At 38.5% G+C, this 19,725-nt stretch carries 21 protein-coding genes; 8 read left to right on the forward strand and 13 right to left on the reverse strand.

Annotated elements, in window-relative coordinates; genetic code table 11:
* Positions 1-227 (forward strand): hypothetical protein (locus ACTHRH_RS19115; protein WP_440417077.1); only part of this gene is annotated, 227 nt, incomplete at its 5' end.
* 198 nt (positions 228-425) lie between these two features.
* On the opposite strand, the gene ACTHRH_RS19120 is transcribed toward ACTHRH_RS19115, so the two are convergent.
* The 6 genes from ACTHRH_RS19120 to ACTHRH_RS19145 form a co-directional block, all read right to left on the reverse strand.
* Positions 426-1,283, reverse strand: coding sequence for a hypothetical protein (locus ACTHRH_RS19120; RefSeq protein ID WP_440417079.1), 858 nt, complete (start codon positions 1,281-1,283; stop codon positions 426-428).
* Between the two features lie 27 nt (positions 1,284-1,310).
* Positions 1,311-1,949 carry a hypothetical protein gene (locus tag ACTHRH_RS19125; protein WP_440417080.1) on the reverse strand — a complete coding sequence of 213 codons (639 nt, stop codon included), beginning with the start codon at positions 1,947-1,949 and terminating at the stop codon, positions 1,311-1,313.
* Positions 1,950-2,092: 143 nt separating this feature from the next.
* Complete coding sequence (locus tag ACTHRH_RS19130; protein WP_440417082.1) at positions 2,093-3,025, reverse strand: hypothetical protein; 933 nt, start codon at positions 3,023-3,025, stop codon at positions 2,093-2,095.
* Positions 3,026-3,449: 424 nt separating this feature from the next.
* Entirely contained in the window at positions 3,450-4,622 is a 1,173-nt protein-coding gene (locus ACTHRH_RS19135; protein ID WP_440417084.1) for a hypothetical protein, read from the reverse strand.
* Between the two features lie 338 nt (positions 4,623-4,960).
* Complete coding sequence (locus tag ACTHRH_RS19140; RefSeq protein WP_440417086.1) at positions 4,961-5,908, reverse strand: hypothetical protein; 948 nt, start codon at positions 5,906-5,908, stop codon at positions 4,961-4,963.
* On the reverse strand, positions 5,905-6,426 hold the full coding sequence (locus ACTHRH_RS19145) for a DUF6932 family protein (protein ID WP_440417088.1): 522 nt from the start codon (positions 6,424-6,426) through the stop codon (positions 5,905-5,907). Before ACTHRH_RS19145 ends, ACTHRH_RS19140 begins: the two co-directional genes overlap by 4 nt.
* Positions 6,427-6,717: 291 nt before the next feature.
* Between ACTHRH_RS19145 and ACTHRH_RS19150 the strand changes: the two genes are divergently transcribed.
* Positions 6,718-8,220, forward strand: coding sequence for a DNA-methyltransferase (locus ACTHRH_RS19150; RefSeq protein WP_440417090.1), 1,503 nt, complete (start codon positions 6,718-6,720; stop codon positions 8,218-8,220).
* A 9-nt stretch (positions 8,221-8,229) separates the two neighbouring features.
* Here ACTHRH_RS19150 and ACTHRH_RS19155 read toward each other — a convergent pair whose 3' ends face one another.
* The 4 genes from ACTHRH_RS19155 to ACTHRH_RS19170 are packed head-to-tail and all read right to left on the reverse strand — an operon-like array spanning position 8,230 to position 12,592.
* Positions 8,230-9,096, reverse strand: a complete 867-nt coding sequence (locus tag ACTHRH_RS19155) for a protein NO VEIN domain-containing protein (RefSeq protein WP_440417092.1) — start codon at positions 9,094-9,096, stop codon at positions 8,230-8,232.
* 1 nt (position 9,097) lies between these two features.
* Positions 9,098-10,867 carry a DEAD/DEAH box helicase gene (locus ACTHRH_RS19160; protein WP_440417094.1) on the reverse strand — a complete coding sequence of 590 codons (1,770 nt, stop codon included), beginning with the start codon at positions 10,865-10,867 and terminating at the stop codon, positions 9,098-9,100.
* Positions 10,854-12,122, reverse strand: a complete 1,269-nt coding sequence (locus ACTHRH_RS19165; protein ID WP_440417096.1) for a hypothetical protein — start codon at positions 12,120-12,122, stop codon at positions 10,854-10,856. The genes ACTHRH_RS19160 and ACTHRH_RS19165 overlap by 14 nt, the downstream gene beginning before the upstream one ends.
* Before the next feature lie 14 nt (positions 12,123-12,136).
* Positions 12,137-12,592 (reverse strand): BglII/BstYI family type II restriction endonuclease, encoded by a 456-nt coding sequence (locus ACTHRH_RS19170; protein WP_440417098.1) that lies wholly within the window; start codon positions 12,590-12,592, stop codon positions 12,137-12,139.
* A gap of 227 nt (positions 12,593-12,819) precedes the next feature.
* On the opposite strand from ACTHRH_RS19170, the gene ACTHRH_RS19175 reads away from it, so the two are divergent.
* Positions 12,820-13,221: a 23S rRNA (pseudouridine(1915)-N(3))-methyltransferase RlmH gene (locus ACTHRH_RS19175; protein WP_440417100.1), complete on the forward strand. Its 402-nt coding sequence runs from the start codon at positions 12,820-12,822 to the stop codon at positions 13,219-13,221.
* 267 nt (positions 13,222-13,488) lie between these two features.
* On the opposite strand, the gene ACTHRH_RS19180 is transcribed toward ACTHRH_RS19175, so the two are convergent.
* The 3 genes from ACTHRH_RS19180 to ACTHRH_RS19190 all read right to left on the reverse strand — a co-directional run bounded on the left by ACTHRH_RS19180 (position 13,489) and on the right by ACTHRH_RS19190 (position 17,145).
* On the reverse strand, positions 13,489-14,007 hold the full coding sequence (locus ACTHRH_RS19180) for a hypothetical protein (protein WP_440417102.1): 519 nt from the start codon (positions 14,005-14,007) through the stop codon (positions 13,489-13,491).
* A gap of 3 nt (positions 14,008-14,010) precedes the next feature.
* A complete protein-coding gene (locus tag ACTHRH_RS19185; RefSeq protein ID WP_440417104.1) occupies positions 14,011-15,327 on the reverse strand; it encodes a hypothetical protein in 1,317 nt (438 codons plus the stop codon).
* A 63-nt stretch (positions 15,328-15,390) separates the two neighbouring features.
* On the reverse strand, positions 15,391-17,145 hold the full coding sequence (locus tag ACTHRH_RS19190; protein ID WP_440417106.1) for an S-layer homology domain-containing protein: 1,755 nt from the start codon (positions 17,143-17,145) through the stop codon (positions 15,391-15,393).
* A gap of 212 nt (positions 17,146-17,357) precedes the next feature.
* Between ACTHRH_RS19190 and ACTHRH_RS19195 the strand changes: the two genes are divergently transcribed.
* The 5 genes from ACTHRH_RS19195 (at position 17,358) to radC (ending at position 19,458) form a co-directional block, all read left to right on the forward strand.
* Positions 17,358-17,720, forward strand: coding sequence for a helix-turn-helix domain-containing protein (locus ACTHRH_RS19195; RefSeq protein WP_440417108.1), 363 nt, complete (start codon positions 17,358-17,360; stop codon positions 17,718-17,720).
* 277 nt (positions 17,721-17,997) lie between these two features.
* Positions 17,998-18,216: a hypothetical protein gene (locus tag ACTHRH_RS19200; RefSeq protein ID WP_440417110.1), complete on the forward strand. Its 219-nt coding sequence runs from the start codon at positions 17,998-18,000 to the stop codon at positions 18,214-18,216.
* Between the two features lie 34 nt (positions 18,217-18,250).
* A complete protein-coding gene (locus ACTHRH_RS19205; protein ID WP_440417112.1) occupies positions 18,251-18,436 on the forward strand; it encodes a hypothetical protein in 186 nt (61 codons plus the stop codon).
* 111 nt (positions 18,437-18,547) lie between these two features.
* Complete coding sequence (locus ACTHRH_RS19210; protein ID WP_440417113.1) at positions 18,548-18,727, forward strand: hypothetical protein; 180 nt, start codon at positions 18,548-18,550, stop codon at positions 18,725-18,727.
* Positions 18,728-18,840: 113 nt separating this feature from the next.
* Positions 18,841-19,458, forward strand: coding sequence for a RadC family protein (gene radC, locus ACTHRH_RS19215; protein WP_440417115.1), 618 nt, complete (start codon positions 18,841-18,843; stop codon positions 19,456-19,458).
* Positions 19,459-19,725: the final 267 nt, after the last annotated feature.

Genomic DNA, 19,725 nt, shown 5'->3' on the forward strand with positions numbered 1-19,725 from the left:
AGATATGGACATTATATTCGTCAATCCCCGGACAGGCAACACCGTCAGCTTTTAGGCATTATGCTTTAGCAGAAACAGGCTTTAATACGTTGAGCAAGATGGAGGTGATTAGCCCTGTTATGGCTATCAAGGCTATGGAGATGAAGCACAAGCTCACCAATGGTAGCGCTGGCGGCTACACGCATTACGGGCTGGAGGAAATCAAGCTCAGAGAAGCAGGGCGTTAACAGGCTATCACAGCGGCGATTCTACAGTTTGTCCCAGTGGAGCAACATGATGCCGTGATCCAGCGCATGGACGATGTGACCCGAGAGTATTACAAATCCATAGGCTTGGGTGAAGCTTATGCGCAAATGGAAGCAAGGGAGGCATTGGAGGATCAACTTGCGTGACGAAAAGGGAGAACGTCTGTGATGGACGTTCTCCTATTTTCGCAAATAATTTTCGAATCTATTCCTCAACTTCTCATCTGTCACAACAAAAGGCAATTCCATATGTATTTTATTGTTTGCTATAAGGGTGTCTGTAATGATTGAATTAAATCTCTGCAACCAAGATTTTACTCCATCATCTTCAAAATCAATCTGAACACCAAAAGCAAAATTACGAATTGCTGATCTTATTCTATTTATCACAATTGTTAGTATTACATATTTATTTGGAGTATCTTCCTCTCTAATATCGGGTACGGCCATTATGACATATTCCCCTTCATGATGCGTTGATGCTCCAGTATCATGTATTGCAGATGGCATTGTTGGATGTTTAATTTTACACAACCATTTATATGCGCCATACAATTGCACCCAAGCAATCTCATATTCCTGTTCAGAAAACTCTTTTTCAAGAAGCCTGGATTCTTCTTTGACCTGATCAGCATGAAATTTGCATAAATTAACAACCGACCAAGGGGAATCACCTGATTTATTATTCATGATAAGTCTTGCCCTCTCGTCATTGTTCGATATTGCTTCAACTATTAAAGCATTTTCAAACGCCGCTGCAGCAACGCATCCTGCTTGCGATGTATAACCTATCTGTAATAAGCTCCAAATTGCCCTTAAATCAGTTAGACACCTTTTAAGAAACATACCTCCAATTTTTGTACTATTACTGCCTTCTTGGGCGCTGTTCTTTAACGTTACAACCTCTATACCACATTCATACAATTTTTCTATCGGCTCTTCGAATACTTTAAGAACTTCATTTAGAGTTAACGCAGCCGATATCTCCATCTGATAACATGCCTTCCATAGTCCTTTTGATGATTTGTTTTTCTCCATTACACCATATCCTTTACCTTATTTGCACTAAAGTTCTTCGGATTCATCAACAACTGACTCTAGTCGATTAAAAAGAAACAACGAAAATGTTTCAAAGTCCTTGAGGAGCCTATGACAATCATGCATGCTCACAAAAATCAAGTTCGAATCATGGTCAAAGCTCATGTCCACATTAAATATCTTTTCAAACTGTTCATTCGTTTCAGCAGTCCCATAATGGTGTGTCAGTAAATTCCTAACTTCTAACCAATCAATTACCTTTTTATACTCAGCGCTCTTTCTAATTTTTAATTTAAATAGTGCATCAAGATAAGTTGCGACATTCCTAATTCCGCTACCATGCACTTCTTTATGACCAATTCCTATTCCTAAAGCTCTTTGAACCACCGTACACAGCAAAATAAGATGGTATTCAAATCTACCGCAAGTCGTGATCATCAGACCGCTGTGAAGGCTGTGAATAATATCGGTCTTCGATACTGTTTCATCTCCTTCGAATTCGAAATAATCCGCAGTAGTTAGGTTGCTTAGAGAATTTACAAGACCCATCTGTTCTAACTTGCTTTGTAGAAAACCAAGATTCTTTTTCTCTTGTTCAATGAACTTCATAAACTCGCGTTTATAACCATCTATATCGTTAACAAACTCATCACTGTCAAAAATCATTACTCTCCCCCTAATCCACGATAAATTTCCCACCATCACTTATGGCAATGTTCCCCCGATTAATCTAACTGCCTGGTTCACCTGATCCAGCAGAGCAAGTGCATCAGTTGGTGCGGATTGGTCATGCGTCCGTAGGACTTTTATTAAGTGCTTGTTCCAGTATTGAAATACTCCTCAAGCCTTTCTAATGTATTAAGCACATTCGAAGGTGTTAATTGAAGTATTTTTGAAATTACAAATTCAGTCAGTCTAATAAATAGTTGAGCATCTAACGTAACTGAGTCTTTTTCGGGAAACCGTCCATAGTGGACTAAACGGTTTCTGATTTGAGATAACGCTCTTATCTTCTTTCGATCTGCTTCATTTATTTCTGTCTTCAGCGCATATTCCGTCAGTATAAACGCAATTATCTCATCAGAACTTATTTTTATAATCTGCTCTTTTGATAACCAGCTTCTATTGAGTACAGAGAATAAGTGTTCCCAAATAGTCCAGCATTGAATAAAACTGGACTCTAAAATCTGCCTCTTCATAGCATTTTTCAGTAATAAAAGAAAGTATCCGTTATTATACTTGCGTCTCCATTCTTCAGTTCGAATAAGCGAATATATGTTGCAAATACCTTGTTCAAATCCGCAACTATATTTAAACGGTCTGTGCTTAGAAACATTTTCTGCGCTCTCAACATATGGTAATGAACATCTTAATATGCCTCCCCATTGATATTGTCTTGGGTCAGCAGTGATTGCCACATCACCCCCTGTTAGAGTCTCCTCAACTACAAATACATCTCTCAATGTAAACATAGATAAGAGCAATAGAATATCGTCAAGGGCTGTACCTTTAAATCCCCAATCAAATACAGGTACATCCTCATTTTCTGGAATATTAACGAATCCGGTTATTTGATGAGATCCACTATTAGGTTGGGTCGAAACTTCTGAAAATGATCGAATCAAGTGATGCAACTGAACGACCTTATCAGTATAATTCTCAACCCTGTAAAACCTATAACCATGAATATTAAGCTCGGTTACATAAGATTCAAATTCAAGATTATATACATTCTTTCTCACACTACTCCCCCTTCCGTTTAAATTACGAAACAGCTTAACAAATAAGTAGTATCTATAGGCTCAATTATCATTAAGTTAGCTTGTTATGAACAGGGCGAATGTATGGCGAACAGAACTTTGCACCCATCTTTTTTCGCCATCACCTATGGCACTGTTCCCCCGATTAATCTAATCGCTCGATACACCAGCTCCAGCAGAGCGCACATGCAGCTGGTGTGAATAGGTCACATGAGAGCTTATTGTCAGTGTGAAGACCGTGATGCGGTTAGGTGGTGCGGGTGTGTCCGGCTGATTCTGCTTTCCTGCTGCTGAAATGTCTCTCTGAGGCAACTTCTAACTTCTGCCGAACCGAGGGCAAATGCCCGATTCGTGAACATGGTGTTATAAGTTGTTGGCGCTTCTTCGTACTTGCTAACAAACTCTATCATGCGTCAACTATCTGACGAATTTCATTAGTATAATTTCTGGGGCTCCATCCCTTTAGCAAACCATCTAATATAAATGAATCTAAAAGACTTAATCCGTGATCAACTAGTGGTTGTGCGACTCCCCCTACAGAAACGCCTGCCACTGCTCCGGGTATTCCAGCGACACTAGAACCAATAATCCCCGCTACAGAAGTAACTACTATGGACTTTGTTATTTTCCCTTTATTAGTTTCAAAGAATCCTTTTGAATTAGCAACTGCATCGATATATTCTTTGGTTATTTCCTCTGAGCCAGCATTTGATTCAGCTTTCAGTATCCAACTTCGAAACTTCTCAGCATTCTTTGAAGAGCATATTTGTGGTACATCGTATATGTTGATTATTCCGTTACTTATCATTTCTTTAAATGAAGGCAATGTTTCAATCGTAAAAATTTTATCCGTATTTTTTTCAATTACTTTTGCTGCACTCAATCTATCAGCAGAATTTTGAATTAGTTTTGTGATTGTAAATTGATCATAGGTATGATATGAGAGATGAGAAAGTAAAGCTATTCTTTGACTTTCTGTGGCAAGATTACATAGTAGTTTTCGTTCGTTGAGATTAAGATCTTTGAGAGGTTTTTGTTTAGGCAAACCCAAATTGGCAAATAAGTTGGATTCATAGCCTTGATAACCAATTTCTACACCATGTTCAGCAATGTTACGTGGAACAGACTTATAGCTCTTCACTACCTTACGCACTAATTGTCCTCTCACTCTTCTTGGCAATAATTCTGAAAGCCAATTTAGCCCTAGGGTGGCTGATTCTTCCGGATCACTATGTGCCGCTGAAGTAAACTTCCCTCCAGTTTGTAAAGGCATCACTCCAGGAATATCATCCACTAGATAAGTAATAAATGGATCCGAAAAAATGAACTCTAAAGCTTTTTGTTCTAATAAGGCTTCAACTCCGTTTACACCAAACATTCTAATCAATATTGTTAATGGAATATTCTCTCCATATATTTGAATTGACATAGCTCCATGATAAAGCAATTTCTCGACACAATCAGTTACAACCTTGTTATAATCACTATGATAATTTTTCACATTTGCTAAATGTTCATTTCCGAGAACTAAATACTTTCTCGCGAATATATCCATTTCAGTGTTTAATATTTTTGTCATTGTATCTCATCCCTTTATATATTAGCCTTCACGCAATTTCTTATAACGTCTTATTTGCGAAGTTCACAAACGGTCCATATCCATATCTAGCCCATTATTATCACAATCATATCACGAATTTGGAAAACATTGTCGTATTTGGTCAAATAAATCCCTCTAGAGCCCATCTCTAGAGGGATAAACATAAACTCTATTGTATCAAATTCCATAACTCCTCAAGTCTCTAGACACCCTATTTTTCGCCGTCACTTATGATACGGTTCACCGTATCTATTGATAGGGTAAACTGAATAACGAAAGGAGGGGCAATTCGTGGCCTCTCCTTCGTATATTCCATACTATTCAACGTCATCAATATCATTTAACGTCCAGGAAACTTTCTCTTTTCCAGCGGAACTTCTCGTTGTTACCTTCAACAATTCAGCACGACATCTCTTGTCAACATATCCTGCTACTTTCGATACTTTATCCTTGGTAATTCTTCCTACAGTTTTATTGCCATCAGAAGTACATAGCTCAAATGAACTGGTTCTTACGTTAATTCCCGTTAGTCTACCCTCAAGGTAAATTTCTTCTTCATTTGAAGTTAGCCGTTCATTTAGTACTGTATATATTTGACCGGCTCGATGAGGATCAAAAGATACTTTTATACCCTCGTTATTAGCTTGTTTAGTAACCCAATTAATTTCGACAGGAACATTCAAGTCACGTATCCCCTTTGTCCAATCCATATAGTACTTTAATGTTCTAGTTCCTAATGATGAGAGTACTTCTAGTAACATCTCTTCTTCATCTGAAGCGTTAAATAGACTATAGAGTTCAGAAAGCACCTGGCGTTGAGGAACTTCGTCTAAAGACAGTTGATTTTCATGTTTCATATCAATAACAGCAATAAATGACCCTGCCCTTACCGTCTTAAGAATCCATGAGTTTCGCTCAAGTATCTCTTGTGGAATAGGTCCTCGATTACTAGGCTGATTGAAAAGAGTATTAGCAACACTGTCAGTCAATGCTTGCAGTCCTCCTAAAATACCAGCTAAAGTTCTGACTGATATTTGGCCAGAGGGAAGATCGCCAGTCTCTAATTTTACTTCTAGTTCTTCTGATTGGACCTGGAACTCTTCATTAACTTGTTGCCTTAAGTCCATAAGTCTTTGCTCTAATGAACTAATCTCAAGTTCTGAGATGTAATCCGGAAGACCAATTGCTTTATGGTTCGCTTTACATAATTCAATTATCTCCTCTGTCTCTTTTATACGATTTGTTAATTCATCGAAGGCGTTCATGATGTTACACCTCCTGTCTTTATTAATAATAGTTCCTGTTGGTCTATCTGCACCATTCCTTTGGGTTCACGGTATCTATCGAAACCGAATTGCCCCATCCAATAGGTCTGCATTATTGTATGACTCCTCTGTTGAAATGCCATCAATTGTTGTGGACTCCAATGCTCAAAAGAGTAACAAAGGTAGGCATCACAATCATAACCTCTAGACACACGATTAATTAAGTCCTTAATTGTCTCAGCTTGTTGCTGATTTTGAATATCCTCAGGGTAGTAGAACAATACAAGATCAATATCATTAGGATCAATTTTTTTAGTAAGATAACTTCCATCTAACCATACATAACGTGGTGGGAGGACTTTTATTAATTGATCAAGCCACTGTCTGAAATTATTATAAATTGCTAAACGTCGTGTTGAAGTTGTAAAATCATGTACAAATTGTTGCTCAAACTCATCCATTTTATAGATGTGAATTCCAGGTGTTAGATTGCCATTTGGCGAAAATTGTTGTATCATAACCTGTTCTCCTCATTTTTCCCATTTCCACTTTGTTCTATTCCCTAATTATAACCAAGCGATTATTAGTGTCAACGCTGTTATTAATTGTCTACACATACCTACTTTGTTACGAACCATAGAGTAAGAATTTCTACATTTAGAATAACAGCCTTCTTATAATTTTAATTCTTCTTTAATTGAATACTATTGTTAGGAAGGAAGCAGTGATCTCATTAAATTACTATAGATCCTAATTGAAATTGTTGGTATAATAGAGCTTGTAGTTTCTAGATGGAAGGAAGCAGATCAATGAATGCAGATAATATAAAAATTAATCAAAATAAATTAAATATATATTTAAATACAAGTTCTATTCATATTAGTAGTATCTTTTCAAGAAAGCAACCTTTTGTTGATCTTACTGTAACTTCCCCACCTTACTGGAATATGAAAAAGTATGGGGATATTGAGTCTCAAACAGGATACAAACAATCTTACAAAGAGTACCTTACTGATATTAGAAAGACCTTTCAAGGAGTCTATGATATATCAAAAGATACTTCGTCACTCTTTGTAATTGTGGATACTATGAAGCGAAATGGAAGAATGGTACGGCTACCCGATGATATATCCAATGAATTAGAGTCCATAGGCTGGATTCACCAGGATACGATAATATGGGATAAAGGTAAAACGTTGCCGTGGTCTCGAAAAGGACAGATGCGTAACGTATTTGAGTACATTTTAATGTTCACCAAAAGCAACTCGTATAAATATTATATCGACCGGATAAAAGTTGTAGATGAACTTATGGAATGGTGGATAGATTACCCCGAAAGATATAATCCAGAAGGAAAGGTTCCTGAAAATATTTGGAGGTTTCCGATACCAACCCAAGGTAGCTGGGGCAATAAGAAAGAATTTGGTGAAGAAGAGTTTAGACATGCTTGTCCTTTCCCACCAGATATGATGGCACGAATATTATTATTATCGTCAGATACTAACGATGTTATATTAGATCCATATGCAGGCACAGGAGTTTTGCTTGCTACAGCTCAAAAAATGGGGAGGCGATATATCGGCTTTGACACAAATCCTGACTACAAAAAGGTGTTTGAACAAGTAACGATTCCACTAATCGCTGAAAAATGGCCGACTATAGAAGCATATTATTCTACTCAAGCTGAACTAAAAAAAATAATGAGTTCCGCCATTTATAAGTTGCGAGTATTAAAATATCAAAAGGCACTAATTAAAAAGCTACGGTCATTAATTTCTAAGGAACCATATAACAAGAATAAGTTTACTCGCCCAGTTCTTCTAAATATTGCTCTGGCTCATAACTTAACACCAGAACCACTAGGAGATCAAAAAATTGGCAGAGTTGATTACTTGATGGTGATTAATGAAGAAGCGATAAACTACGAAACCCTTTTGTCTCATATTAATAACCTTACTGGCAAAGCACCATTTACAAAATACGGTTTGTTGACCACTAATCAAATTATTACAATAACTCAATTACAAGACTATCTGGCACAATACCATAACAACACTCTTTATCTATACACTAATGGAAACACAAAAGACTTCAATAGAGAGATTAATGCTGATACAATCCTAAATACATTGAATTCTAGAGAAGACCTACTCCAACTATTTGATAAGGATGTACCGCCTTTAGTTAGTAATATAAGACTCGAACAACGGGAATACAGTGCTATCCCTGCCATTAAGTATGAAAAGAAGACATACTTAAATGAGCTAATAAAAGAGGATTCTCTTTTTGATATAATTGATTTTGATAATTAGTAAGGAGGGCTATATGCCCTCCTTTACTCTATACGGCTCTAAGTCACTTTTTTTATATTCAATCTTAACTGACTCCCACTTACCGTTCCCTTTATTACTTGGAATACTTTGTTCAATTATTTCTGGGGTCAAAATATACAGAACCGTAGCAGAAGCTAGAGACCATATATGGAAAAGATAATTTTTTGTTAATGAGGCGACATTCCATTCGTTATTTGTGATAAAAAACGATATGCTATCCGTAGTACTTACTGTACCTTTAACCTCTATGCTCAAATTCGAATCATCGTCCTTGCTCACTTTTGAGAGGATATCAAATCCCACAAAATTACTTTCAAATGATTTCCATGTGGGAGGAGCTCCTAGTCTCTTCTCTTCATATTTTAATGAAAGAAGTTCTCCTCTTCTACCTACAGAGTTCTTCTTTTCTTCAACTCCACTTCTAGAGAACGCTCCTAAGATATCCCACCATAAAATAATTGAATTATCTGAACTATAGTCTCCAAGTAATTCTGCTTCTTCAAAACATTGAATAATCTCTTGCGGAAAGTGATGTAATGCTTCCTTACGACCATAATGAAGCACCTTTGACCACGTTGGTTTTATTGTATAAACATAATGTTTTAATTGAATTCTAAGTTTTTCAGTTATAGATTGAGCTTCAAGAATCTCAAGTCCTCTATTAGTGACCTGTAAAAAACCTGATGGACTAATTTCAACCCATTTGCAGGACCTACACAAATCAAGTACATAAGGTGTTCTAGCCACATATATTTTAGTAAACTGTTCTAGAATCTCATTAGTTGTCATTAGGTTATCACAGATAAGTTTAATCAGTCTTTGAGAAGAGTAAAGTATCCCGACGGAAACGGACATTCTAATTCTCCTTCAAATGTCTAACAAAGTCATTAATATCTTCGATTGACAAAGATTCTTCAAAACTTTCTGCATTTACATATTCAGGCTCGACCCGAATAGAATCATCGCTCAAAACCTCAGACATTCTATCAATCTTGATTTTCAACCTTCTCTCAACTGATTCATCAACGCTATCCGGACATACAAGTATCTCTACCTCTGTGTCCACATCCTTTGGTAACCCCAATCTGTGTATTCGGTCTACTGATTGAAGAAATTGTGCAGCGTTATAGTTTCTATCTAAGTAAATAGCATTGTGACATACCATATGAAGACTGATACCCTCGCTTGCGGCGGCAGGATTTGCAATCAATACCATTGCATTGGGATCATCGTGAAATCTTTTAATCTTTCCCTCACGAGTAAAATCATCGTCTTCACTCCCTGCATCCACACCACCATGAATATAATCTGCACCTAAATCTTCTAATCTTAACTTTAAAAGTTCGATGTTCTCAACAAAAGTAGACCATACTATACTCTTTTTTCCTTCCTTTGCTAACTGACGAACTCTATTACAAACATACTCAACCTTAGGACTTTTTTCTTCTGTAATGATTTCTGAGATGATATCATCGTAGCCTTTTATATTTTTCAAAACTAATGAAGGGTTAGAAGTTAATTGAAGCATCCGAATAACGCTTCTTCCCATGGATCGAAGCATATTTCTTTGATTGGCTCTAAGACTCTCAACTTGTCTTGCTTCTTCTGAACGTAGCAAGTCGTATAGTCTTCTTTGTGACACGCTCATGGGAATAGAAACTACTTTATATTTTGGCTCCTTTAGGCCTAATTCGGCTTTGGTTGTTCTAACATATATTGATCGTACTGTTTCCATAACACTTTCTTCATCTACTTCAATTTCTGGATAAAGGAAATTAAACTGGGCAACTAAATCATATGGTGAATTAGGCATAGGTGTTCCCGACATTATTAACTTTTCTGTAGGCAAATGGGATAAGGATAAAATTGCCTTTCCTGTTACAATCTCTTCACCACTTTTAATTCGATGACTCTCATCTAGAAACATGATTACTGATTTTGCTGACAAATATGAAGACACTAAATTGATAACTCGGGGCAGTTGCTGGTATGTTATAATCATTTTGTCAGGAGAGTTTCTTAGGGTTGCTTCAATAGCCCTTTCACCACCCGTAAGTCTGACAATTGGCGGAGCATCGGGCTTACATGCACTTAGTTGCTCATCCCATGCAGCAAATGCATTTTTGGGTGCAACTATAAAGAGTACTGAATCAGACTCCTTTTTTAAATAGTAGTATGCTAGAGCCTCTGTAGTTTTTCCAGCACCCGGTACTGAAAATGTTGCAGCAGCTGATAGTGATGCCAACTTCGCCACATTTCTTAATTGATGCTCAGTCAACGTTCTCCTAAACCCAGATTCATTTAGCTTTCGTATTATTTCTTCCTCTGGAACAGGCTTTATTGAATTTATTTCTTTAAATTTTGAGCGTTTCTTGTTTGCCTCAACCAAGAGTTCTTTAACCCTTGGCGAAAACTCTAAACGTAGTTGATACTTCACAGCAACTAATCGAATCGATTTTCTAACTGTTAAGAAAAGCCACCAAGGAATTGAAAGGCTTTGATTGCTGAATAAATGAATATCCCCCTTTTCCTGGCAAACTCGTCTAATTTCCCCCCATGCCAAAGAATCTTCTGTCATATATAAATAAGCTCTATGTGAGTCCTCAATATAATCAATGACCAGCATGATTAAGCAACAACTCCCTCAATTTCCCCAACGACAATTCTAGTTCACTCAATTGTGGCAAGATTCCTGTGGTATCTGTTTCATTACCAAACCCTACTATGGCATTTTTCAAGGCTGTATTAGCTTTATTTATTTGTGACAAAACAAATTTCTTATTCTTGATCTCTCTTTCAGTTTCCTTTTGTTCTCTGATCACGTCATCAACAACTTCAATAACACGTTCGCTGTTATCCTTATCACTAAGTGCAATAATTAAAGATTCTAATTCACTCTGTTCATCATCAAGTAAGTTTATATCATCATCGGTTTCAATATTTCCAACAATATCAAGTTCATCCTGTAAAACAGTTATGATTCTATCAAGACTATCTTCAACCGCAGGTATTGCTCCCCACAATCTTCCCGACTCAGTCGGATTGGACAACAAAGTGTAGGCTATGGAAGTAAATACTGTCTTTTTATCAGGATCCTTTATTTTATTTCTAGATTTTTTAAGCTGTCTAAAGGCAAACTCCTGTTTATTAACAACCTCATATTGCTTGGCTTTCCCCTGGCTCTCCAAATACATGTCAACGTGATGAAGCGTATCAAGAATATCCTCTATTTGGGAATTAGACTTTCCGTAGATCGACGCAAGTCTATCTATTGTATAACCATGTTTAGTATGTCTGTTTCTTAACATACATGCCTCAGATATCCAATTGTAATCAGCTCTAATATCAGTATCTATTTGTAACCGAGCCTCTAATTCATCAATATCCTTCTCTTCACAATTATCTAATATAATGACTTCAATATGTTGGAACCTCTGATACTTGTTTTCATCTTCTTTCAAAAGTTCTCTAAATGTACAAAGGCGTCGGTTCCCATTAACAACAAAGCCTGTATGAGTTAATATAAGTGGTTCAATTTGATCTTTTTCTCTAAAAAACTTAATAATGTTTTTTTCATTTGTCCCCAGCAATTCCTTCAATAAATCATGTTGTATTCGTTGAGCTTCAACGCTTTCTTCATCTCGTTCAAAGAAATCAGGTGGGTATAAGGTACTGTTTTTGGATAGAAAGCTCTCTTGTGAAGCTTGTGTTCTTCCATTAGCCAATCTATATTTAGGAAGATCAATAGGAACTTTGTGTATAGAATAAAACTGTCGTTCCCCTTGAAATACAAGCGGATATTTAGGCTTTTTGGGATCATCAACTTTTCTTAACTCCTCAAGATAACTAATACGTTTAGGTAAGGGCCATCCAAATTCCATTAGCTTAACCTCCTCTATTCAACCCCTATGATTAATATTGGAATTGTAATTGTATGTTTATATAGGTTTAATTCTTCAACAAAACGTTCAAAATTAACAATGTTACTTCCCATTCTTAAAGCTGCATTTTTAGTTGGAAGTATGTAGATGGCAGACGATGCCTTATCTTTAATGTATAGGGTTTGCAATTTCAAAATATCAGCATAAAATCTACTTACATTACCTGTTTGAAGGCAAAGAGCAATATCGCCTTTCATTGAGGTTATTGTTATATCATTGCTTGAATCGATTCTGGTTTTGTCTGACCACCCCAAATTAAACAGAAGTCCTATTATAATTTTTCTAAGTCTTGTGGCTGATCCTTGAATTATTTCGAATTCAGTATCTTTTAATGCTGACAAAATAGGTTCAGAATCTTCAGATGATACAGCCCTATCACCAAAATGATGAGATGAAATAACTATCCTCAAGTGATTTCCTCCTGAATTTCAATCTAATTATTAAATCAATGAGAACTAAGACCTATTTCTCTGCAAGTAATTTACAAGCTATACCAATATGCTACAACAATAAAATGATTGGAACAACCACCACTAGAAAAATAATTCTTTATGAGAGCCTTTTTCGACAGCCATCAATATAATGCTATAATAATTTTATTGATGTATTAATTTCGCTTTTGAAATGGGAGTTTAATATGAAAATCACAATTTACACAATCAGCGAAAGAATAGAGAAGTTTTATCTCGAAGCAATAAGAGAATATGAAAAGCGACTAGGCCGATACTGCACCATCAAACTGATTCATATCAAAAAGAGAGATCAGCTTGAGAAGATGCTAGGCGAAAGTAGCTATAAGATTATATTAACTAACACAAAGCGATCAGTGTCATCAGAGGAACTGGCGGCAAAGATCAATGGCTTAGGCGTATCAGGAACATCAGATGTGTCAATTATAATAGGTTCAGAATTGGTCAAATACGATGAAAAACTAACCCTTAGTCAAATGGGAATGGATACAGGACTTGAAACAACCATCCTAATTGAGCAGCTCTATCGAGCATTCCGTATCATTAACAATCATCCTTACCATAAATGATATTGAACTGCTTACTCGCTTTTCTTTTTATATATTGCGACTATTTTACTTATTAACATCGATTGGGAGTAAAATGCGTTTGATAATAGAATTCTCTCTTTGTACCTGCACAACCATGGTTAAATCTTTATATTAAAGCATTAATCTAAAAATAAAGATGCATGCCCTTCTCATATTGTATAATCCTCATTTCATATATCGCATTTTTCTCAAAGTTGTAACGTAACAAAAAAGCTGAACCCTAAGATTCAGCAATGAGTTATCACATTATTTTAGTAAGAAGAAACCTAGTAAGAATATTGATGCAATAATCACGATCCAGATAACCAACCTTCCGGCTACGGGTTTCTTTCGTGTACGCGAGGCGTCGCGAATCATCTGTACTTGTTCATATAGAAACTCAATATGTGATGCTGTGCGTGTATGTACACCTTTAGCTTTATCCAGCTCATCGAGAATTTCATCCATAACAGCAATGTTCTGTGCGTGATATACAGCTAAAGTCAGGACAAGCTTGATGGTTGTCTGCTGAGCCTGCGTTAAATCTCTCATTAGCGTAATAAGTTCTCTGTTCGTGGAGCCTGTGATCGAGCCAATCACTCGGCCAACAACGCCCTGATTCTCCAGCCGATCAAGCCGATGCTCTATGGATGAAAGCTGGCTGAGCGATTGTTGTACAATTTCCTTTACCTGTGTCTGATCAACTAGCTTTGGATTTTCCTTCACTGTCTCAGCAACTTGTCGTTGATCCGGCAATTTCATGATTTGTTGCTCATTCGCTGCCATCTATTAACGCCCTCCCTTCATGCGACTTTGAAGATTTACTAAACGCGATAAAATATCTTCAGCCGACTCGCTATAATCAATCTGCAAACCGTTGCCTTTGACCCGCTCCACTTTATTGTAAATCGCATCAGCCTGTATTCGGTCAGCACTCATATCATCAACAGTAGAGACAGCTCGTGCCAGTGCTCGTCCATTCATCTCGGTTATTTGAGCTACATAAACGGTGCCGTTCGCCAGCAACTGAATATTTGCATGAACAGCTTTCGTTGTACTCAAAACCTCTCCAAACATGCCATCACCATATGCTTCATCCAGTAAACGGCGAAGCGATGTACCAACTACAAAACCAATTCCAAAGCCGATGATGCCACTGGGAATGAATAGCGATAGGCCTGCTAACGCTCCGCCTGTAATCGCTCCTTTTACTCCGTCTTTCGCAATTCTTCTCTTCATTTCCTCGAATGTGATTTTCCCATTTATGTATTGCAAATAAGATAATAGGCTTGATACCCCTACAGAAATGGCCGCACCGATCACCGCACCACCAATGACTTTTTCAGCAACCTCTCCTGCGGTAATGTTAAGAGCCAGTTCTTCATTCAGAACCTTATTGCTAAGCTCCTGTGCAGAATTCTGATTGTCCTGAAGCGTGCCCATCACCTTTGTTGGATTCGGGATGCCCATTTCGTGTGCACGATCTATAAGCTCCTGCGGTCCGACAAGCACCGTTGTCGGTTTGTAATGGTCGTTGCTTAGAAAATCCTTTAGCGTACTGTTGATGCTTTCAGCGGAGCGAAGCGTCTTAACTTGAAACTCGTTAATGACTTCGCCAGTTATCCGGTTAATTTCAACAGCATCAATGCCAGGCATATTACTAATAATACGACCATCCGCATTGCGGGGAAAATCGATCTTCGTGAACAGACTGCGAATACTACCTTGCATCTCGTGGATGAAATCCACTTCACCAGCAGCATCTCCTTGCAGTTTGCTAAGTGCATTGGCAGCCGCGTTGTTGCTCCCCTGTAAATGCTCATAAAGCCATTCCTTGAATCCCGTGGTCGTCTTGAAGGCTTCTACATTCGGGAACTTATCCTGCAAGGTCTGGGCAATGTTCACTTCGCGTATAAAGGCATCTGTGCCCTCGTACACACCCGGTATACCGTTTCTGACCACTTCATAGGCTGGAATCGTTGTCGCAACATTCATGAAGTTGGCCATGTCTTTTTCCGAAAGATTATGATGCAGATGTCGAATGCCAATCGTGCTCATGATACTATGATCACTTTGACATGAATGACAATAGTAGCTGTTTGTCATAATCCGCTCCTCCTCTCCATACAAGAAAGGGAGCACTGGGCTCCCGCTAGTCGATGATCATATTTACAGGTTGATTCTGCGAATCGCTTTGTTATTATCATCATATACAATGACATTGCCCTTGCTATCAAAGTCTATATGATTGATTTTCTTAATTGGATTTCCGTCATTGTAGATCAGATCGCTTCCATTTATAAATGTGGTCAGTTTCCCATCTGTAGTCAGTTCATAGATGGTTGCCCCACTGGATATATAAAAATTACCATGATGTGATGTGACCGTGTCAAACTTCATATTTTCAAAAGAGATAACGGATTCGACTTTTCTAGGGTATAACTGGACTTTACTCAATTCCCGATAGGCGGTGTGAAAGGTGTACAGACTATCTGGTGTTGCAATAGCATCTACAATCGCGTCATTGAACCAGCTTAGGTTTGCCCCTGTTCCATCCTTGGAGTTAGCAATTATGTTTGCTTCTTTTCCTAACTCACCCTCAAGAATCATGCTTGAATTAAGCGTTGAGTTATACCCTCCAAATATGATTGCATTCTGATCATTAAATGTCATAAACCTGCTCCAGTGAAGCCCTGGAGAAAAGGAGAATGTCGCTAATTGCACATCAGAGCTAATATCATGAATGGTACTGAAATAATTGCCAAAGCATCTGTTGTCAGGCGTTACATCCACTTCGCATCGTGTTCCCAAAAGGTACAGTTTGTTGTTCGCAGAATTGAAGGCAAGCAAGTTTGGTGTAAATGCAGTGTAATCATAATGAGTCACGCTTGTTCCTTCTTGACGGTTCCAGTCAAATTCGGCATTGATCGTTCTGAAGGTTTCTACCGTGCCATTTGAATGGTTGAACTTGCGAACTTTATTGGTTTTCGTATTGAGAAAGAAAATATTGTTGCTATTATCGACCACCATACTGTCAATTCGATTGATTTTGGCTATCCGTACAGGGCCGTCTACATCGCCTTCACCATTGCCTCCTACAAGCGTATCTACAGTGAATTTTTCATTTGCCTTTGGTTGTTGTGTTTGGTTCGGCGTTGCTGGAGTTATTGGCTCACTTGGTTGCGGTTGTGTTGGTGTTGTGATCGATGTCTTGCCCCCACCTACGTCTTTATTGTCATTTCCGTATTGGTAAGCTCTCCAAAGCATGACGGTTGCTTCTGCACGAGTAACCGTAGCCTGTGGACGGAATGTTTCATCAGGAAAACCAGAAACCAGACCGTTCTCAACTGCGAGTGCAACATAATCCTTAGCGGACTCTGAAATGCCAGCGTAATCCTTAAACATAGCTTCTAATGTACTGTGATCAGGCAATCGATTCACATCATATCCTTTTAATTTTACAAGTGCAATAGCAATATCTTCACGTAGAGCAGGTGCGGATGGATTGAATATATATTGACCGTTTGCCGCACGATAACCTGTCATGTAATCCTTGACTGCTTCGACAAATGGTGATGCCCAATTCGTAGTGGGAACATCCGAGAATGACGAATAGTTGACCTTTTGAGCTTGAATACCTGATGCCGTCACCATGATCTTCGCAAATTCGGCTCTGCTGATCGTGTTGTTAGGTCTGAACTTGCCGTCAGGGTAGCCGTCGATTACTTTTCTCCCAACCATTTCAGATATGTACTTATAGGCCCAATGATTGGTCGGCACATCTGAAAAGGATATAGCGGACGTATTGCTGGGGGCGTCCTGCCATTCCTCGCCGTATGATGGCATAGATGCGGAAGCTGTACTTGCTACACTAAAGATCAATAGTACTAATGGTAATATGGTTACAATTTTTCTAATAGACATAGCAAATTCTCCTTTTCATTTCAGCTAATGAAATTCATATAAACGAGTTGAATGTTGCTTTGTTAAATCATCCTCCCTAGATTAATGTATTGGAAAATATAAACAGGTCTATTATACTATAACTACCCTTATAAGTTAAATATAAATGTGTCACTATGATAGGATAAAAGTCTTGCCTCTACTCTACTAAGCTGATCTAAAGAGGTGATGGCATGACAGACTTTATTAAAATGGTCGGTGAGCAAATTAGGAGTATAAGAAAATTTAAAGGAATGACTCAAGAACAACTAGCAGAGCGATCTGGTTTAAGCTTTAGTTATATAAGTGATGTTGAGAGAGGCACTCGTAATATCTCCTTAGAGTCTCTTGGTAAAATCATCAGTGCTTTAAATATCAAGCCTGTTCAAATTTTCGAGGATATGGACAAACTTTCATTGGATATTAGCAGCGATGTAGTGCGTAATAAGATCGAAGAATTAAACGCTCATTTACGCGATCGAGAAGCTGAAGATATAGAATTTGTGATTAAAGTAACTCGCGAATTTCTTAATACCTTAGATCGTAGATATAAATAACATCAACATTTCGCCAATATAGTCAAAATTCATACATATTTTCTCAGAGCACCACGCATTAAAATAACAAGGGGTGGGGTAACCGTTTCATGCCCTACCCCTATTTATAGGACTGCCTTCTGTTGTTAATACAGCAGAATCGCAGTCCTTTTTGATGTTCTATACAAGTTGAAGTGTTGTTAGCCCATTTCTATACGGAACGGGCTTTTTTGTGTTGCAGGACAGAGACCAATCATCGGCTGTGTGAGATGACGCCGAACAAAGGAGGTGAATGCAGATGGTTGTGAAAAAAGGCTTGCCCATTGAGTTGCAGGAGCTATTGAAGCAGTTGGTCATGAATGGACACATTCGTATCGCTGGAACAGTGTTGCATGTCTATTGCCGCCGTATGTACCAAGTTGATGATGAGACAGCCGCTCGCTGGATGGTCACGTATTTTCACCGTGAATTCCCTCAACAGCTTAAGAGGCACCGTGATCGCATCGCTAAGGTATAACCCAATTTATTTATTAAGAAAGGAAGATTGAGCGATGAATTATCAAGCATTCAAGAACAACAGCTCCAAGGAGTATTTAGGATTTTGTGAGCAGAAGGGGTTTATCTACAGTGTGCCGTTGGATCAGAGAACATTTGCAGTAGTTGCTCTGCTCAACGGTACCGTGACAACACTGATTCAATTCACTGTCCGGCCATGCAAAGTGCGGATGGAAGTCTAGTCTGCAATGCATTGTAGGAACAAATCTTTTGATATGGAAGCTTGCAGATGGCCACTTTGTCATGAGACGAAAGCAGGCTGTTTTTATTTTTGGGAAGGAGGTGAATGCAGTATGGATACAATTCAATATCTAAAGGCACAAAAGGCTAAACTGGAGGCGGAAATGCAATGGATGGACAAAGACTTCAGTTTCGATACCGAAGAAGGAAGACGGTATGCTGAGGCTCTCTTGAAGCTCGTTTTAATTCACATGCAAATTGAAGAGAAAGAAAAAAATAGAGCCGCTAAGTGAAAGCGACTCAAAGAAAAATAATCGTATCTTCATCATATCTAACTACATTATATTACGCAATAGGAGAAGTCGAAGCCGGCTTCTCCTTTTTTCGTTTACAGGAGGAAAAGTTTATGAATCTTGCAAATGAACTGACTACCATCAAATCATTGCTGTGTGATGCAATTGCTGAAAAGCCCGGCTCTTATATTGTCGATGCAATATTTGATCGATTTCCAACCGTACAGGAATTAATGAATGCTACCGAGTATGAACTGTTATCCATCAGAGGCATTGGCAAAGTACGTGCCAAACAAATCACCGCCGCGTTGCAGTTGGCACGCAGATTAAGTAAACCTGCCATCACCACACCACAGATTATCCGTCGGCCACAGGATGCGGCTGATCTGTTGATGCCGGAAATGCGGTATCTGCAACAAGAGCATTTCGTTGTGCTATTCCTGAACACAAAAAATCATGTAATTGGAAAACCTGAAACGCTCTCTATCGGTTCGCTAAATGCAACCATTGTCACGCCTCATATGGTGTTTAGAGCGGCTGTTAAGCGGTCTGCGGCCTCTGTACTAGTTTGTCATAATCATCCTAGTGGCGATCCAACTCCATCACCTGACGACATTCAGATAACAAAACGACTGGTAGATAGTGGAGACATCGTCGGGATCGAGGTTTTGGATCATTTGGTGATAGGTGACGGTCGCTATATCTCCATGAAAGAGCAGGGATTAATGTAGACATGCGTATGAGTTAATTGTATCGATTTTGAGGAATGTGAAGTGAAGGAGGGACGCTCGCTACCGCTCGCGGCCCTACATCATACACATGATTCAAGACCACCCCACCGCCCCTGAGGGGCCCGCAGGACTACCGCCCTGCACCCATCACTCGCCGTATGGCGATCCTTGGCGAATGCCAAGGACGGGAAACAGTGTTGATACAAAGACACGCCGTCCAGCCTAAAATAAACTCGCTTCGCTCGGGCTGGACAGCTTTCATACAAA

Origin of the sequence: Paenibacillus sp. SAFN-117 (assembly GCF_051966115.1) — a bacterium.
In the GTDB taxonomy this organism is placed as follows: Bacteria; Bacillota; Bacilli; order Paenibacillales; family NBRC-103111; genus Paenibacillus_L; species Paenibacillus_L residui.